Here is a 15,769-nt window from a genome sequence, read left to right on the forward strand (position 1 = left end):
ATGGCACATGGCGTGGTCCAGGTGACCAATCCGAACAGCTCGCGGTGGCGCCGCCGCACGGGCGAGTACGAGTCCCTGGCCGCCGCGGTCGAAGCGGCGGCGGACGGTGACATCCTCTCGGTGAGTTCAGGCACCTACCGGGAGAATCTGGTGCTGGACCGCGCGGTGACACTGCGCTGCGCCGACGGCGCCGGGACGGTACGGATCGCCCCGGCCTCGGGCGTGGCGCTGACCGTACGGGCCGCCGCGACCGTCCAGGACCTCGTGGTCGAGGGCCAGGACATCTCGGCCGCCGCGCTGCTCGTCGAGGCGTGCGCGCCCGAGCTGACGGGCCTGCGGATCAACACCCGTTCCGCCGTGGGCCTTGAGGTGCGCGACGGCGCCCGGCCCACGGTGCGGCAGTGCACGGTGGACAATCCGGGCGGCCTCGGGATCAGCGTGCTGGACGCCGCGGGCGGGCTGTTCGAGGAGTGCGAGGTGGTCGCCGCGGGCCAGAGCGGGATCGCCGTACGCGGCGGGGCCGCGCCGCGCCTCGAGCGCTGCCGGGTGCACAACACCTCGGGCTCCGGCCTGTCGGTGACCGGCGAGGGCAGCGCCCTGGAGGCGGTGGGCTGCGAGGTCTACGAGATCCGCGGCAGCGGTGTGCAGGTCTCCGCGCGCGCCTCCGCGCACTTCACCGACTGCCAGGTGCACCGCACGACCGGCGACGGCATCTCGCTGGACACCGACGGGGTGCTGGCGATGGCGGACTGCGACATCCACGACATCCCGGAGAACGCGGTCGACCTGCGGGCGCGTTCGGTGCTGACGCTGACCCGCTGCCAGGTCCGCCGCTTCGGCCGCAACGGCCTGTCGGTGTGGGACCCGGGCACCCGCGTGGACGCCAACCAGTGCGAGATCCACGACAGTACGGGCGACTATCCGGCGGTCTGGGTGAGCGACGGCGCCGTGGCCATACTGGATTCCTGCCGGGTCCACGACGTGCCGGACGCGCTCTTCGTCCTGGACCGGGGCTCGCGCGCCGATGTCGTGGACACCGACTTCTCGCAGATCCGCAACACCGCGGTGTCGGTGAGCGACGGCGCGAACGTCCAGCTCGACGACTGCCGGATCCGGGAGGCCGCCACCGGCGCCTGGTTCCGCGACCACGGCAGCGGCGGCACCCTCGCGCAGGTCACCATCGACGACACCGCGACCGGGGTGATCGTCACCAAGGGCGCCGACCCGGCGCTCGACCGCTGCACGGTCACCAACGCGGCCGAGTCCGGCATCTACGTCTCGGCCGAGGGCCGCGGCACCTTCACCGCCGTCCGGGTCACCGGCAGCCGCGGCTACGGCTTCCACATCATCGACGGCTGCCGGTCCACGCTGACCCGCTGCCGTACCGAGCGGTGCGCGCGCGGCGGTTACGAATTCGCCGAGCCGGGCCCGGTCACCGAGGACTGCACCAGCGACCGGGCGGCGACGGAGGCCGATCCGGTGCCGGTGCCCTCGGGCGCCGCGACCGTGCAGCAGGCCGCGGCGACACAGTCGTACGGGCTGCTCGGCGGTGTTCCCGAGCAGCGTCCGGTGGCCGAGACCGCGCCGCCCGAGCAGGTCGCGCGGGACAGCGACGACGTGCTCGGCGACCTGGACGCGCTGGTCGGCCTGGACAGCGTCAAGCGCGAGGTGCGCACGCTGATCGACCTGATCGCGGTCGGCCGCCGCCGCCAGGAGGCCGGGCTGAAGGCGCCCTCGCTCCGCCGCCACCTGGTCTTCACCGGCTCCCCCGGCACCGGCAAGACCACGGTGGCCCGGCTGTACGGGGAGATCCTGGCGTCGCTCGGCGTGCTCCAGCGCGGCCATCTCGTCGAGGTGGCGCGGGTGGACCTGGTGGGCGAGCACATCGGGTCGACGGCGATCCGTACCCAGGAGGCGTTCGAACGGGCCCGCGGCGGTGTGCTGTTCATCGACGAGGCGTACGCGCTGGCCCCCGAGGACTCCGGGCGGGACTTCGGACGCGAGGCGATCGACACGCTGGTGAAGCTGATGGAGGACCACCGGGACGCGGTGGTGGTGATCGTCGCCGGGTACACCGCGGAGATGGAGCGCTTCCTCGCCTCCAACCCCGGTGTGGCGTCGCGTTTCTCACGGACCATCACCTTCGGCGACTACACCGCGGAGGAGCTGCTGCGGATCGTGGAGTCGCAGGTCCTGGAGCAGGAGTACCAACTCGCGGACGACGCGGGCGAGGCGCTGCTCAAGTACTTCACCGCGATCCCGAAGGGTCCGGGGTTCGGCAACGGCCGCGCGGCCCGGCAGACGTTCGAAGCGATGGTCGAGCGGCACGCGGGACGGCTCGCGCAGGTCGAGGAACCCACGCACGAGGAGCTCCAGTTGCTCTACCCGGAGGATCTGCCGGAGCTGCCCTGAGCGGGCAGCGCGGTCGGCGCCGGGGCGGACCGTACGGCCCGCTCCGGCCCTGACCGCGCCAACTCGGCGAGCAGCGCCGTGCGTTCCTCGGCGAAGGCCGGGTCGGCCTGGAAGTCCGAGTGCCCGAGCACCGGTTCCGGCAGCGGGTGGTACAGACTGCGGCCGTACGCGACGGGGTCGAGCAGCGGACCCCGGTCGACGTACGGCGCGGCCGAACTGCCGTGCTCGCCCTGTGCGTTGGAGCGGGCGCCGAGGTGGACGGGGCCGCCGATCGGGTCGGTGCGGCGCCACAGATTGCGCCAGGCGTGCATGTCGTCGTGCAGTGCGCGCAGCCGGTCGGGCCCGAAGTGGGCGGGGAACCAGCGGCCGTAGAGCCGGGCCAGCGGACAGCCGTAGGTGAGCAGGGCGACGCGGGCGCGGGTGGCCGGGTCGAGCTGCCAGACCGCGGCGGCGGCCAGAACGCTGCCCTGCGAGTGGCCGGACAGGATGATCCGGCCGCCGGTGCGCCGCGTCCAGGTCTGGATCCGCCAGCTCAGGTCGGGCACCGCGCGCTCGGCGTAGCAGGGCGGCGCGAAGGGGTGCGCGGCGCGCGGCCAGAAGGTGCCGACGTCCCACAGGATGCCGACCGTGCGGCGCGCGGAGGCGTCGCGGTACGCCCGTCGTCCCAGCGCGATCAGCGCCACCACTCCGGCGCCGACCATCCAGGAGCCGAGCGCCTGCGCGGTGCCGGCGACCGCGTCGAGGACGCCCGGCGCCCCGGCGGCGGTCTCCCCCGGTGTGCGGCCCGAGCGCAGGGCGCCCACGAGAGCCCCGGCGCCCAGGGCGAACGACGCCGCGCACACCACGGCGATCAGCGTCGGCGCGCTGTCGGTCAGCCCGGCGCGGGCGAGGGTCCCGGCGATCTGCCGGGTCCTGGTCCTGTGGTGCGGCTCTTCCGGGTACATCCGCTCGACCTCCGCGCGCAGCTCCCGCTCCCGGCGCCGCAGCCGCCACATCACCGCGGCGGCGCACAGCAGGAGCACCGCGAGGACGGCGGGGATCACGGACGCCTCCCAGGTCAGCACGGCGGGCGGCCCGGCCAGCGAACTGCCCTTCTCGCCGGGCGTCGGACCCCGGTCCAGCCAGTCCGCGCACCGCTGCGCCACCCCGCCGGTCAGCACTCCGCCCATCGCGCAGGCCAGCAGCGCGACGGCGGGCCCGGCGAGCCCGCGCAGCGCGACCCCGCGGTCGGCGGGCAGGCCGTCGGGCGCGTCGTTGGGCGCGTCGTCAGGCGCGTCGTCAGGCGCGTCGTCAGGCGCGTCGTCAGGTGAATCGTCAGGTGAATCGTCAGGTGAATCGTCGGGCGCGTCGTTGGGCGCGTCGGCGGACCCGCGAGGGGCCGCGGACGTCGGCGCGTACTCCGGCGGAGGCGAGCGGTGCAGGAGCAGCGCCGTCACCGCGAGCGCGGCGATCAGCGCGCCCTGGAGCACGGTGAGCACGGTGAACGTCTGGGCGGCGGGCAGCCGTCCGGCGGAGGTCCAGCCGGGCCGGTGCCAGGCGCCGTAGACGACGGCCGCGGTCAGTGCCGCCGCCGTGCCGTTGAGCAGGACCCGCGTGGTGAGCCGGTCGGTGGTGTCGTCCACGTCGTTCTCGGTACGGCGGGCCCGGCACGCAGCGACGACGGCCGCCGTGCCGAGGACAGCGAGCAGCCCGGCGAGCGTCCAGCCGACCGCCGGGAGCGCCCGCCCGCCGTGCCCGTGGTCGTAGCGCAGGGCCGGGACGCACAGGGCGGCGGCGACGGTGAGCAGGCCGGCGGCGGTGTGGGCGGTGCGCAGCCGGGCGACGGACCGGCGGCCGTACCAGAAGCCGGGCAGCGCGAGGGCGGGGGTGCCGGAGCCGGGCGGCGGGGCCTGCCGGTCGTTCGGGCGCTGCGACTCGTACGCGTACCAGGTGCGGTGGGACAGCCACCACAGCAGGCAGGTCAGGGCGAGCGGTGCGGTGGCGGCCAGGGCGAGGCGGCGGCCGGGCTCGCTCCACCAGCCTCCGCGCTCGACGGCCGCGAAGCCGAGCCACGCCTTGTCGCGGGCGCAGGCGGCCCGGCCCGCGCACTGCCACGCGACGATGTCGAGGGCGACTTCGCAGGCGGCGGCGACCAGCAGCACGGTGAGGGTCAGCGCGATCAGCCGGACGAGGACGTCGTAGCCGCGGCGCAACCGGTGCCGGGTGGACGGCGGGCGCATCCAGTGCGCCAGGTTGGCGATCATGAACGGCAGGAGCAGCAGCCACAGCGCGCGGCTGCCGTTGCCCGAGGTGAGGTTGGACCAGCAGTACGCCTCGGCCACCGGGCCGTCGCGGTGTTCCTCGGGGTGCTCCTCGGCGTCGGCGTCGCGGACGCGGCGGTGTATCCCGGCGATGTCGTCGCCCGCGACGCAGACGATGCGGGAGTCGTCGAGCATGAGGGCGGGGGTGGTGCCGCCGACTCCGTGGACGAGGAGTTCCAGCGCGAGCGTCTCGCACGTACCGGCTTCGGGTCCGGTGTTCGCCTCGGGTTCCGCTTCGGCTCTCGCCTCCGCTTCCGCCGCCCGCGCGTCCGTTCCGCCTTCCGCTCCCGCTCCCGTTCGTGGTGACACTGCGTCCCCCGTCCCTCGCTGTTCCCTCCGGTGGTGCCCGCCCGGCCCGCGGGCAGCCGTCAGGCCCGGCAGCCGTGCCGTAATCGTGATGTCGATGGTCGGAAGTCGTACCGGTCCGGTCACCTGACGTACACGCGATGTCGCCGCTCATGGAAAGATGACCGCAGCACGTCGGTGGACGGCATCGCGGACAACGAGACGGACGGGACGGGGTCACGGGTGAGCGACAACCAGAACCTGCTCGCGGAGCAGCGGCGGGCCCTGATCCTCGACGAGGTGCGGCGGCGCGGCGGTGTCCGGGTCAACGAGCTGACACGGCGGCTGAACGTCTCCGACATGACGGTGCGGCGCGATCTCGACGCGCTGGCCCGGCAGGGTGTCGTGGAGAAGGTGCACGGCGGCGCGGTGCCGGTCGTCGAGGCCAGCAGCCACGAGCCGGGCTTCGAGGCGAAGTCGGCGCTTGAGCTGGGCGCGAAGGAGGCCATCGCGCGGGCGGCGGCGACCCTGGTCACGCCGGGCAGCGCCATCGCGCTGGCGGGCGGCACGACCACCTTCGCGCTGGCCCACCATCTGCTGGACGTGCCGGATCTGACCGTGGTCACCAACTCGGTGCGGGTCGCGGACGTCTTCCAGTCGGGGCAGCGGCGGACCGGCGCCCACAGTGGCGAGGCGAGCGCGACCGTGGTCATCACCGGTGGTGTGCGCACCCCGTCGGAGACGCTGGTCGGCCCTGTCGCGGACCGGGCGATCCAGTCCCTCCACTTCGACCTGCTCTTCCTCGGCGTGCACGGCATCTCCGTGGAGGCGGGCCTGTCGACGCCGAACCTCGCGGAGGCCGAGACCAACCGGCAGTTCGTACGGTCCGCCCGCCGCGTCGTGGTGATCGCCGACCACACCAAGTGGGGCACGGTGGGCCTGAGTTCCTTCGCCTCGCTGGAGGACGTGGACACTCTCGTGACGGACGCGGGCATTCCCGAGGTGCTGCGCGCGGAGATCGCCGAGCACCTGTCGGAGCTGATGGTCGCCGAGGAGCCGGAGGGCTCGACGGGCGCGGCCGACAACTGACCGCCCGGCTAAGGGTGTTCAGGGCTTCGGCTCAGTTCGTAGAGGGCTTCGGCTCCGGTCGTCCAGGGACTCGGCTCAGGCCGCCCAGGGACTCGACCCAGCCCGTCCAGCGGCTCAGCGGTATTCGGCGAAGCGTGCGCGCACGGCGAGGAGCACCAGCAGACCGGCCGCGCCGAGCGCGCCCGCCGGGATCTGGGGCCAGCCCGCCAGATCGTCGTGGGCGGCCCTCGCGTGCGTGTCGAAGTCGTCGAGCTGACGGCCCGCGAGGGCGTCCAGGGTGGTGGCGAAGTCCCAGAAGTCGAAGGCCACGTCACCGCGTCCGACGTTGGTCAGGACAACCGCGGCCTCGTCCGTCCTGCCCCGCGACTTCAGTGACCGCAGCCGCTTGTCGTCGGCGAGGAAGTGGCCGTAGCGGGTGAGAACGTCCTCGTACGCGGCGCGTTCGGCCGCGGTGGCGTATCCGTCGGGGCTGAGCAGTGCGTCGAGTCGCTTGACCAGACCGTCGAACTGCCGCTGGTCGGCGACCCCGTAGGCGGCGTCGTGGACGAACCAGCGGCTCTCGCTCGCGGCGGCCTGCGCGGCGGTGGCGCGGGCCTCGGCCAGCCGGGACCAGGGGCGCAGCCCTTCGCGGCCGGCCGCGGTCACGGCGTCGGCGGACGAGGTGAGGGCGAGAGTGCCCACGAGGGTGACGAGCAGCGCGGCGACGGTGGCCGCGACCAGCGCCGGGTTGAACAACCGCCGGTAGTCGGTGGCCAGTTCCCACTGCCACCACAGGAGGAAGCCGAGCGTCAGCAGGCCGACAACACCGATGACGAGGGCCCAGCGCAGCGCGGCCGAGTGGGCCGCGGACTCCAACTGCGCCGCCTTCGCCTCGTACCCGGCGGACAGCTCCGTGGCCTCGGGCAGGAGCTGGTCGTGCATGATCTGCCCGGCCTGGACGTTCATCGCCACGGCGCGCGGCGGCGGGTGGCCCGCGGTGCGGTCGGGCTGCTGCTCGTCCACGTAGGCGGCCCGGCCGCTGAGGTCGTCGTAACGGCCGAGCCCGTCGAGCAGGTCCCGCACCCGGACGCTCTGCGAGCGGTCGGCGGCGAGCTGCCGCAGCAGGTCGCTGATCTCGGCGCGCCGCTGCTGCGCGGTGATCAGCGCGATGAGCTGGTTGCCGACCTCGACCTGTGCGTCGGTGGCGGATCTGCCCGGTGCGAGGGTGTCGGCCCGCTGGGCGTCCAGGTCGGCCAGGGCGAAGCGCAACTGACCCGCCACGGCGGCCCGTTGGGTCACCGCGTCCCGCAGGCCCGCGGTGTCGGACCGTACGCCGATCGCCCCGGCGACCGCGACGGCGCACAGCGCGGCCAGCAGCGCCAGCGCCGTCACGGCCCTGGTACCGAGCCGCCGCGGCCCGGCCTTCCCCCGTCGAAGGCCGCGCCGCGGCGCGCGTATCGTCTCCGGTTGCCTGACCGTTACGGCCACCACCGCCGGCGGGTCGCCCGCCGGGGGCCGCGTCACCTGAGACGTCGTCATGCGGCGACGCTAGGCGCGTCCCGCGAAACCCCGGTGGCCCCGGAGCGACCGCCCGGTGTCCGGCCCGTAACAGAACTGCCGCGAAAGGTACGTGCGACCGCGAACCGGCCGCGGGCGCACCGGAGTTCAGCGCGGCCCGCGCGCCGTGGTCTACCCCGACTTCCCCGTCCTCCCCGGAGCACGGCCGCCGCCGCTCCCCTCCCCGTCACCCTCGGTCGGGGATTCCGGCTGCCACAGCGGGTGTTCCTCCTTGATCCACCAGCGCGGTACGTAGCCGGTGCGCAGGCCGCGCCGCGCCTCGGGGTCCTTGCTGGCGAACCAGACGTGTCCGGTGATCCCGGCGGCCAGCAGGAGCGCCAGCCAGTCGTGCACGAAGGTGGCGCCGGTGCGGTAGAGCAGCGGGGACATCCGGGGGAACCACATGATCAGCCCGCTGCCGATCATCACCAGCACCGCGCCGACGCTGAAGGCGGCGAAGAGCTTCTGGCCCGCGTTGAACTTGCCCGCCAGGCTCGGCTCGCGCCTGCGGGTGCGCAGCGCGGCGCGCAGCCAGCGCCAGTCGTGCGGGAAGAACCGGCCGAGCCCGCTCGCGTCCCGGCGGAAGGCACGCGAGGCCAGTCCCAGGATCACCGGTACCGGGAGCAGGATGCCGGACCACTCGTGGACGGTGACGACCAGCCGTCTGCGGCCGACGATCTCCGACAGCGGCGGGAAGTACAGACAGGCGGCGGTGAACACGCACACGCCCATCAGCCAGGCCAGTGAGCGGTGCACCCAGGTCTCGGCGCGGGTGAAGCGGCGCAGCCCGGTGACGGCCCGTGCCTCACGTAGTCGGGTCATCATGGCGGCCGTTCGACGTGCCGACCCATCCGTCCACGTCATAGCCGTAGTGCTCCCAGTAGCCGGGTTCGACGTCCTTGGTGACCGTGATTCCGGACAGCCACTTGGCGGACTTGTAGAAGTACATGGGCGCGGCGTAGAGCCGTACGGGTCCGCCGTGCGCGTCGGTGACGGGCTTGTCGTTCATGGTGAGCGCCACCAGCATGTCGGGCCGCCTGGCCTGCTCCATGGTGAGGCTCTCGGTGTAGACGCCGTCGAAACAGTTGAAGCGGATCGCCCCGCCCTTGGCCTGGACGCCCGCCGCGTCGAGCAGGGTGGACAGCCGCACCCCGGAGAATGCGGTGCTCGGCACCCGCCAGCCGGTGACGCACTGCACGTCGTGCACCATCCGCACCTGCGGCAGCGCCCGCAGATCGGCGAGGCGGTACGAGGCGGGCTTGTCGACGAGGCCGCCGACGGTCAGCCGGTAGTCGTTCTCTCCCCGGTGCGGGATGGAGTTGGACACCGAGTAGAAGCGGAAACCGCCGCCGCCGGGCAGCAGTCCGGTCACCCCGGTGGGGTCCTTGGCGCTGACCGACGCCAGGATCGTGTCGAGCTTGCCCTGGACGGCGCTGCCCACGCCGACGCCGACGGCGCCGAGTCCCAGCATGCCGAGGATGACTCGGCGACCCACGGGGGTGCCGCGCCCTTCCGATTCCGCGCCTTCCGGGGAGTCCTGAGCGTCCTGCGAGTCCGGGGTGTCCCGCGGTTGGGGGGTGTCCGGCGTTCTGGGGGTGTCCGGCGATTTCGGGGTGTGCGGGACTGCCGACGGCGGAAGCGGTTCCGGTGACCTCACCGGGTGGGACGTGCTGTCTTCCATTCCTCGATTCGAGCACGCCGGAGGCCCGCTGGCCAGGGTCGGCGGCACTCCGTCAGAGTTTCGTCACATCCGGGTCCGTTTATCCGCGTCCGCTGTGCGTTCCGCGAGGTCGCGGCGGGTGCGGGTGCGGGGACCGGCACACGGCTGTGCCACCATGCCCGTCATGGGTGACAAGGATCAGTCGGACATCGCGCACTACGAGCGGCCGGAAGGGCTGCCGCCGGTCAACGGGTACAGCCACGCGGTGGCGTTCACCGGACGCATGGTCGCGGTGTCGGGTCAGGTGCCGCTCGACGCGGACGGCACGCTGGTCGGCGGGGACGACGCCGAGGCCCAGATCCGGCAGGTGTTCGTCAATCTCGTGGCGGCGCTGGCCGCCGCGGGCGCGACGCCGGACCGGATCGTGAAGCTCACCGTCTTCCTCACCGATCTCGCCGACCTCGCCGCCTTCCGGCGGGTGCGGGACGAATTCCTGGTCCCGCAGAGGCTCCCCGCGTGTTCCCTGGTACGGGTCGCCGGGCTGGTCAACCCCGCGTTCCGGGTGGAGATCGACGCGCTGGCGGCGATCTGATCAGGCACTGGGTCCGGCGCCGGACCGCGCCGACCTCGTATCTGACGTGGCGTCAATTCGGCCAACTGCCGTGCGCCAGAAAGGCGTCGATCGCCGCCGCGTACGGCGCGATGTCCAGGCCCTGCGCCGCGAGCCAGGCGTCGGAGTAGTACTTGTCGAGGTAGCGGTCGCCCGGATCGCAGATCAGCGTGACGACGCTGCCGGTGCGCCCCTCCGCGACCATCTCGGCGATGATCTTGAAGGCGCTCCACAGCCCGGTGCCGGTGGAACCGCCCGCCTTGCGGCCGATGGCCGTGTCGAGGGCGCGTACGGCCGCGACCGAGGCGGCGTCCGGGACCTTCATCATGCGGTCGATCGCGCCGGGCACGAAGCTCGGCTCCATGCGCGGCCGTCCGATCCCCTCGATCCGTGAACCCCGGTCGCAGGAAACGGACTTGTCACCGGTCAGCCAGCCGTCGAAGAAGCAGGAGTTCTCCGGGTCGGCGACGCAGATCCGCGTGTCGTGCTGCGTGTAGTGCACATAGCGGGCGATGGTCGCCGAGGTGCCGCCGGTCCCCGCGGTGGCGACGATCCAGGCCGGGTCCGGGTACCGCTCACGGCGGAGCTGCTGGAACATCGACTCGGCGATGTTGTTGTTGCCGCGCCAGTCGGTGGCGCGCTCGGCGTACGTGAACTGGTCCATGTAGTGCCCGCCGGTCTCGGCCGCGAGCCGCGCGGAGACCTCGTAGACCGTGCGCGGGTCGTCCACGAGATGACACCGGCCGCCGTGGAATTCGATCAGCCGCTGCTTCTCGTGCGCGGTGGTGCGCGGGAGGACCGCGACGAAGGGCACGCCGATGAGACCCGCGAAATAGGCCTCGGACACGGCAGTTGAGCCGCTGGACGCCTCGATGACCGGCTTGCCGGGGCGGATCCAGCCGTTGCACAGCCCGTAGAGGAAGAGCGAGCGGGCGAGGCGGTGCTTGAGCGAGCCGGTCGGGTGGGTGGACTCGTCCTTGAGGTAGAGGTCGATGCCCCACGACTCGGGCAGCGGGAAGCGCAGCAGGTGGGTGTCGGCGGACCGGTTGGCGTCGGCCTGGACCTTGCGGACGGCTTCCTTCAGCCAGGCGCGGTAGCCGGTGTCGGTGCGGTCGACGTCCACCGTGCCCGTACGGCCGCCCGCCCGGTCACCCGCCCCGGCCACTCCGGTCGCCCCCGCCGCTCCGGCCCCCTCGGCGGTTCTTCCCGCGCCGCTCGCCCCGTCCGATCGCTCGCCGGTCTCGTCCGAATCGTTCGCGTCCATGCCGTGGATCATAAGCGTCTAAACCACCGGAAAGCGGTCCAGCACTGGCCCGTCGGCCTTTGCGCAGGCGGGCGACGGTCCCGGAAGTTGCGGATTCGGCCACCTGGGGAGACTCTGAAATCGCATCACGGAGTGCTGTAGCAGTCACTCTACGCATTTTCGCTCAGGTGTTCCCATCGGAGCGGCGTACGTCCCGGACCCGCCCCGCGGTGTTCCGGCCCCCGCCGCGGAGGGAGTCGCAGCCGTGATCATGCAAGCCGACCAAACCGACAGAGAGTGTGCGCTCGAACTCGACGCGCATCCGTACCGGATCCAGCAGATCCGGCGCATCGTGTCCGCCCAGCTTCGCTACTGGCGCCTCGACCCGCTGATCGACGCGGCGTCGCTCGGCATCAGCGAACTGCTCGCGAACGTCCACCGCCACGCCAAGCCCGACAAGCACTGCTCGGTGCGTCTGTCGCACGCGTCCGACCGCCTCACGGTGGCCGTCACCGACAACGACCCGAGGCTGCCGAAGCTGGCACCGGCCGCCGCGGAGCCGCTGGCGACCGCCGGTCGCGGGCTGGCCATGGTGGAGGCGGTGAGCGACAGCTGGGGCACCGATCTGCTGCCCGAGGACGGCGGCAAGGTCGTGTGGTTCGTGCTCCGCACACCGATGCCGCGGCCGTCGCTGGTCCCGCTGCGTGCCGCTGTGGCCTTCGAGCCCCCGCGTGAGCGCATCGCCGCCGTCGCCGCCAGTATCGCCGTACCGGTCGCCTGACCGACCCGGTGCGCAGGCCGCCCGTCACGGCGATCCCGTACGGTGCCTGCGCGGCGATCCGCGAGGCCACGGAACCGGCCGTCGTATCCCCCGTGCGGATACGACGGCCGGTCCGTCTGTGCGCGCGCTCCTCCGCCGTGTCCCGCTGTCGTGTCCCGCTGGCGTGTCCCGCTGGCGTGCCGGGCCGCCGTGCCCCGCTGGCTCACTCGGTGGTGACGGCCCGCAGGACGTCCAGCCGGGCCGCCCGTCGCGCGGCCCGCTGGGCAGCGCGCTCACGCCGTACCGCCCTTGCCCTCGCGCAGGTCACGGCCGAAGCGCTCGTCCAGGACCGACAGCCGGCGCCAGTACTCGTCCTCGTCGATCTCGCCCGCGGCGAAGCGGCGGCCGAGCAGGGTGACCGGCGAGTTCTCCGCGGCCTCGCTGACCGCCTCCGACCGCCACGGCGCTGCCCGCCAGGGGCCGCCGCGCCCGCGTCCGCGCCAGACGGTGCGGCGCAGCACGGTGATCACGGTGACGGCCACGGCCGCCCAGATCAGGGGCAGGAACACAATCCACGGGCCGGGCCCGCCGTCATGCCAAGCCAGGGTGTTCATCGCTCGTCAACTCCTCGGTGGATGCCGGGTCGGGAGGTTTCTTCCGACACCACCGAGCCTCGTCCTCCACAGGCCGCCCGTCGTCGTACGGCCAGCGGCACCCGCGCTACCACCCGCGCAGTACGCGGCGGCCCCGGCGCTGCTCCCGGCCGGTGCGGGCACCGCCACCGGCGGTCGAGGACGGGCGCTGTCGTACCCCTGCCCTAGGGTCGGGGACATGTGGCGCTGCACGGGACTGGGCTGGGGCCAGGGCGGTCCCGAGTGGACGTGGTGGCATCCGGTGCATCGCGGCCGATCGAGCCCGCTGCGGCTCGGCGGACCGCTGTCCCTGGCCGTCGGCGCGGACGCGGTACGCACCTGCGCGGGGGTGTGGCGCGGTGGCAGGTACGTGACGTGTCCTTACGGCGCGCGGCTGCCTCCCGACGTACGGCGCGACCAGTGCGAGCGGTGCGCGGCGCTGGACCGTTCGTATTCGGTGGCGGCCGACACCAAGGCGGACGATCCGCGGCCGTACGCCGTCTATCTGGCCTGGTTCGGCCCCGGACTGCTCAAGGTGGGCATCACGGCGGCCGAACGCGGCGCGGCCAGGCTGCGGGAGCAGGCCGCCGTCTGCTTCACGTTCCTCGGCGAGGGGCCCCTGATGACGGCCCGCCGTACCGAGGCGATCCTGGGCGCGGCCCTCGGCGTCCCCGACCGCGTCTCCGCTCCGGCCAAGCGCGCCGCCCGCCACGCGCTGCCCGACGCGGAGGCCCGCGCGGCCGAACTGCGCGGCCTGCACGCCTCGGTGGCCGGCCTGCTGCCCGACACCTTGCGGGCTCGGCCCTGCGAAGTCGTCGACCATGCCGTCCTGTTCGGCCTCTCCCCCGGTCAACTCCCGCCTCCGGCAGCCCGCATCACCGCGCTGCCGCCGGGCAGCACGGTGACCGGGACGGTCAGGGCGGCGGCCGGTTACGACGTCTACGTGCGGGTCTCGGAGCCGGAGGGGGCGGAAGACTCGGGCCGCCTTCTGCTGCTCGACACCCGGCTCGCCCAGGGCTGGCCCCTGCTGCGCGCGCCGCACGGCGCGCCAACGGACGTCCCGACGGCCGTCACCGCGCCGGCCAAGCAAGCCCCGCCGCCGCTCTTCTGAGGGCTCGCCGCTGCGCGGTCTGTCTTGCCCGCCCGCCCGCCCACCCGTGCGGGTGCTTTGTCGTCTGCGGGTGCCGCCTGTGCCTGGTCGGTGCCAGTCCGGGGCACCTCCTCGAAATCCGTACCACCTGGCCTTTCCGCATTCGGTACCCAGCCGTCAACGTATTTCTGCGGGGGCACCCCGCCCCGTCCCCTCCCGGTACGTCGGCGTCCGACGGTCCGGTGGGGGCTGCCGGGGAAGGGGGTGGGTGGGGGCTCCGCCCCTGCGCCCCCCGACCCGCCCGCGTAGGCGGGAGGGGGATGGATGGGCTCGGGCACGTCGGCGTCCGACGGTCCGCTGTGGCTGAGGAAAGTCCCAAAGACCGGCGACGGCACCCGGCCGTTCCTCCACCGCGGGATCGACGGAGAGCGCCCCCTCAGGGCGGAAGACACCCGGGGCACCCTCACAATCTTGGACCCCCACCCCGGCCCCCCACGGACAGGCGGACGCCGACATACCCGAGCCCACCCACCCCTTCTCGTCCGCCCCGGCTGGACGGTCGGTCGCGCAGGGGGCCGAGCCCCCACCCACCCCGTCCCATCCGCCCCAGGCGGACCGTCGGACGCCGACGTACCCGAGCCCACCTACCCCCCTCCCCGGCAACCCCCACCGGCGGGCGGACGCCGACGTACCGGGAGGGGACGGGCCGGGGTGCCCCCGCAGGGGGACGAACAGACAAGGGGCTGGACGTCATCGAAGTGCGGACACGTTCGTCCCCCGAGGAGGTGCCCCGGACCGGCACCGACCAGGCACAAGCGGCACCCGCAGACGACAAAACACCCGCACGGGTGGGCGGGCGGGCAAAGACAAGGCACACAGCGGCGAACCGCCAAACGAACGGGCGCCCCTCACCCGCCCAGCAGCGCCAGCGGATCATCCAGCACCGGCTGCCACGCCAACTCCGCCGCCCCGACAAGGCTGTTGTGGTCCAGAGCACAGGCGAGCAGCGGCACACTACCGCTGCGCCCCCAAAGGCTGTGATCGGCGACAACAGCCCGCAACCGCTCCGGATCGGCGTCCAGCAGATACCGGTGCAGGCCGCCGAGAAGGATGCGATCGGGGTTGAGGACGTTGACAAGTCCGGCCAGACCGCGGCCGAGGCGGTCGATGAGGGTGTGCGCGGCGTCGCGGACGGAAGGGTCGGACGGGTCGTCGTACTCCCTGCGGAGCAGGTCGATGGACTGCTGGAGCAGCGAGCCCTCGGGCCCCGGCGCGCGACCGGCCGCTTCGAGGAAGGCCAGCGGGTCGGCCTCGACGTCGAGACAGCCTCGGCTGCCGCAGTGGCAGGGGCGTCCGTCGGGCAGCACGGTGAGGTGGCCGACCTCCAGGGCGAGCCCTGAACTGCCGGTGTGCAGACGGCCGTCGAGGACCAGGGCGCCACCGACACCGCGGTGTCCGGAGGCGACGACGAGCAGGTGCTGGGCGTCGCGTCCCGCGCCGTGCCGGTGCTCGGCGAGCGCGGCGACGTTGACGTCGTTGCCGATGAAGGAGGGGACGGGGTCGCCGTCGGGTCCCGTGATCCCGACGCGGGCGATCTGGCTCGCGAACACCTGCCGTACGGGGGCGCCCGCGGGCCACGCGAGGTGCAGCGGGTTGAGTGCGGTGCCCTCGGGCTCCGCGACGGCGGACGGTACGGCGAGGCCCGCGCCGACGCAGACCCGTCCCGACGCGCTCAGCAGCTCCGCTCCGGCCTCCACGACCGCGGCGAGCACATGCGCGGGGTCGGCGTGCACGGTCATGGAGCCGGGCGCGGTGGCGACGATCTCGCCGCCGAGTCCGACCAGCGCGGCCCGGAATCCGTCGGCGTGCACCTGGGCGGCGAGCGCGACCGGTCCGCCGGGGGCCACGTCGAGCCGGTGCGAGGGACGGCCCTGGGCGCCGGAGGGGCCGGTGGGCCGGGTGTCGACCCGGATCAGTCCCAGCGCCTCCAGCTCCGCGGCCACCGCCCCGGCCGTGGCGCGGGTCACTCCGAGCTCCGCGGTGAGCAGGGCGCGGGTCGCCGCGCGGCCGGTGTGCACGAGGGAGAGTGCCGGGCCGAGCGCGCCCCGACCCCTCTCAAGCCTTGTCCGAATCTGTGTCACCCCTCTATTCT

Annotated in this window: 12 protein-coding genes; 5 read left to right on the forward strand and 7 right to left on the reverse strand. The window is 73.5% G+C overall.

The annotated features are described in order from the left end of the window. On the forward strand, positions 1–2,412 hold the full coding sequence (locus ACIP4Z_RS32625; RefSeq protein ID WP_355343896.1) for a right-handed parallel beta-helix repeat-containing protein: 2,412 nt from the start codon (positions 1–3) through the stop codon (positions 2,410–2,412). Here ACIP4Z_RS32625 and ACIP4Z_RS32630 read toward each other — a convergent pair. After that, a complete protein-coding gene (locus ACIP4Z_RS32630) occupies positions 2,382–5,021 on the reverse strand; it encodes a hypothetical protein (RefSeq protein ID WP_401313976.1) in 2,640 nt (879 codons plus the stop codon). The genes ACIP4Z_RS32625 and ACIP4Z_RS32630 overlap by 31 nt on opposite strands. A 219-nt stretch (positions 5,022–5,240) precedes the next feature. Between ACIP4Z_RS32630 and ACIP4Z_RS32635 the strand changes: the two genes are divergently transcribed. Further along, positions 5,241–6,086 carry a DeoR/GlpR family DNA-binding transcription regulator gene (locus tag ACIP4Z_RS32635; protein ID WP_188286022.1) on the forward strand — a complete coding sequence of 282 codons (846 nt, stop codon included), beginning with the start codon at positions 5,241–5,243 and terminating at the stop codon, positions 6,084–6,086. Positions 6,087–6,200: 114 nt separating this feature from the next. Here ACIP4Z_RS32635 and ACIP4Z_RS32640 read toward each other — a convergent pair whose 3' ends face one another. The 3 genes from ACIP4Z_RS32640 to ACIP4Z_RS32650 all read right to left on the reverse strand — a co-directional run bounded on the left by ACIP4Z_RS32640 (position 6,201) and on the right by ACIP4Z_RS32650 (position 9,117). Continuing rightward, positions 6,201–7,604, reverse strand: a complete 1,404-nt coding sequence (locus ACIP4Z_RS32640) for a hypothetical protein (RefSeq protein ID WP_401313978.1) — start codon at positions 7,602–7,604, stop codon at positions 6,201–6,203. A gap of 150 nt (positions 7,605–7,754) precedes the next feature. Then, a complete protein-coding gene (locus ACIP4Z_RS32645; protein ID WP_401313980.1) occupies positions 7,755–8,447 on the reverse strand; it encodes a cytochrome b/b6 domain-containing protein in 693 nt (230 codons plus the stop codon). Beyond that, positions 8,428–9,117, reverse strand: a complete 690-nt coding sequence (locus ACIP4Z_RS32650) for a molybdopterin-dependent oxidoreductase (protein ID WP_401313982.1) — start codon at positions 9,115–9,117, stop codon at positions 8,428–8,430. Before ACIP4Z_RS32650 ends, ACIP4Z_RS32645 begins: the two co-directional genes overlap by 20 nt. A gap of 349 nt (positions 9,118–9,466) precedes the next feature. On the opposite strand from ACIP4Z_RS32650, the gene ACIP4Z_RS32655 reads away from it, so the two are divergent. After that, a complete protein-coding gene (locus ACIP4Z_RS32655) occupies positions 9,467–9,874 on the forward strand; it encodes a RidA family protein (protein ID WP_355343888.1) in 408 nt (135 codons plus the stop codon). Between the two features lie 52 nt (positions 9,875–9,926). On the opposite strand, the gene ACIP4Z_RS32660 is transcribed toward ACIP4Z_RS32655, so the two are convergent. Then, positions 9,927–11,156 carry a PLP-dependent cysteine synthase family protein gene (locus tag ACIP4Z_RS32660; RefSeq protein WP_401313984.1) on the reverse strand — a complete coding sequence of 410 codons (1,230 nt, stop codon included), beginning with the start codon at positions 11,154–11,156 and terminating at the stop codon, positions 9,927–9,929. 250 nt (positions 11,157–11,406) lie between these two features. Here ACIP4Z_RS32660 and ACIP4Z_RS32665 point away from each other — a divergent pair, with 250 nt between their 5' ends. After that, a complete protein-coding gene (locus ACIP4Z_RS32665) occupies positions 11,407–11,916 on the forward strand; it encodes an ATP-binding protein (RefSeq protein ID WP_391050183.1) in 510 nt (169 codons plus the stop codon). Positions 11,917–12,188: 272 nt separating this feature from the next. On the opposite strand, the gene ACIP4Z_RS32670 is transcribed toward ACIP4Z_RS32665, so the two are convergent. Beyond that, positions 12,189–12,509, reverse strand: a complete 321-nt coding sequence (locus tag ACIP4Z_RS32670) for an SHOCT domain-containing protein (protein ID WP_401313986.1) — start codon at positions 12,507–12,509, stop codon at positions 12,189–12,191. 217 nt (positions 12,510–12,726) lie between these two features. Here ACIP4Z_RS32670 and ACIP4Z_RS32675 point away from each other — a divergent pair, with 217 nt between their 5' ends. After that, positions 12,727–13,638: a DUF2797 domain-containing protein gene (locus tag ACIP4Z_RS32675; protein WP_401313988.1), complete on the forward strand. Its 912-nt coding sequence runs from the start codon at positions 12,727–12,729 to the stop codon at positions 13,636–13,638. Between the two features lie 887 nt (positions 13,639–14,525). Here the strand turns inward: ACIP4Z_RS32675 and ACIP4Z_RS32680 are convergent. Then, complete coding sequence (locus ACIP4Z_RS32680; protein ID WP_355343876.1) at positions 14,526–15,758, reverse strand: ROK family protein; 1,233 nt, start codon at positions 15,756–15,758, stop codon at positions 14,526–14,528. Positions 15,759–15,769 lie beyond the last annotated feature (11 nt).

The organism is Streptomyces sp. NPDC088910 (assembly GCF_044749865.1).
GTDB lineage: Bacteria > Actinomycetota > Actinomycetes > Streptomycetales > Streptomycetaceae > Actinacidiphila.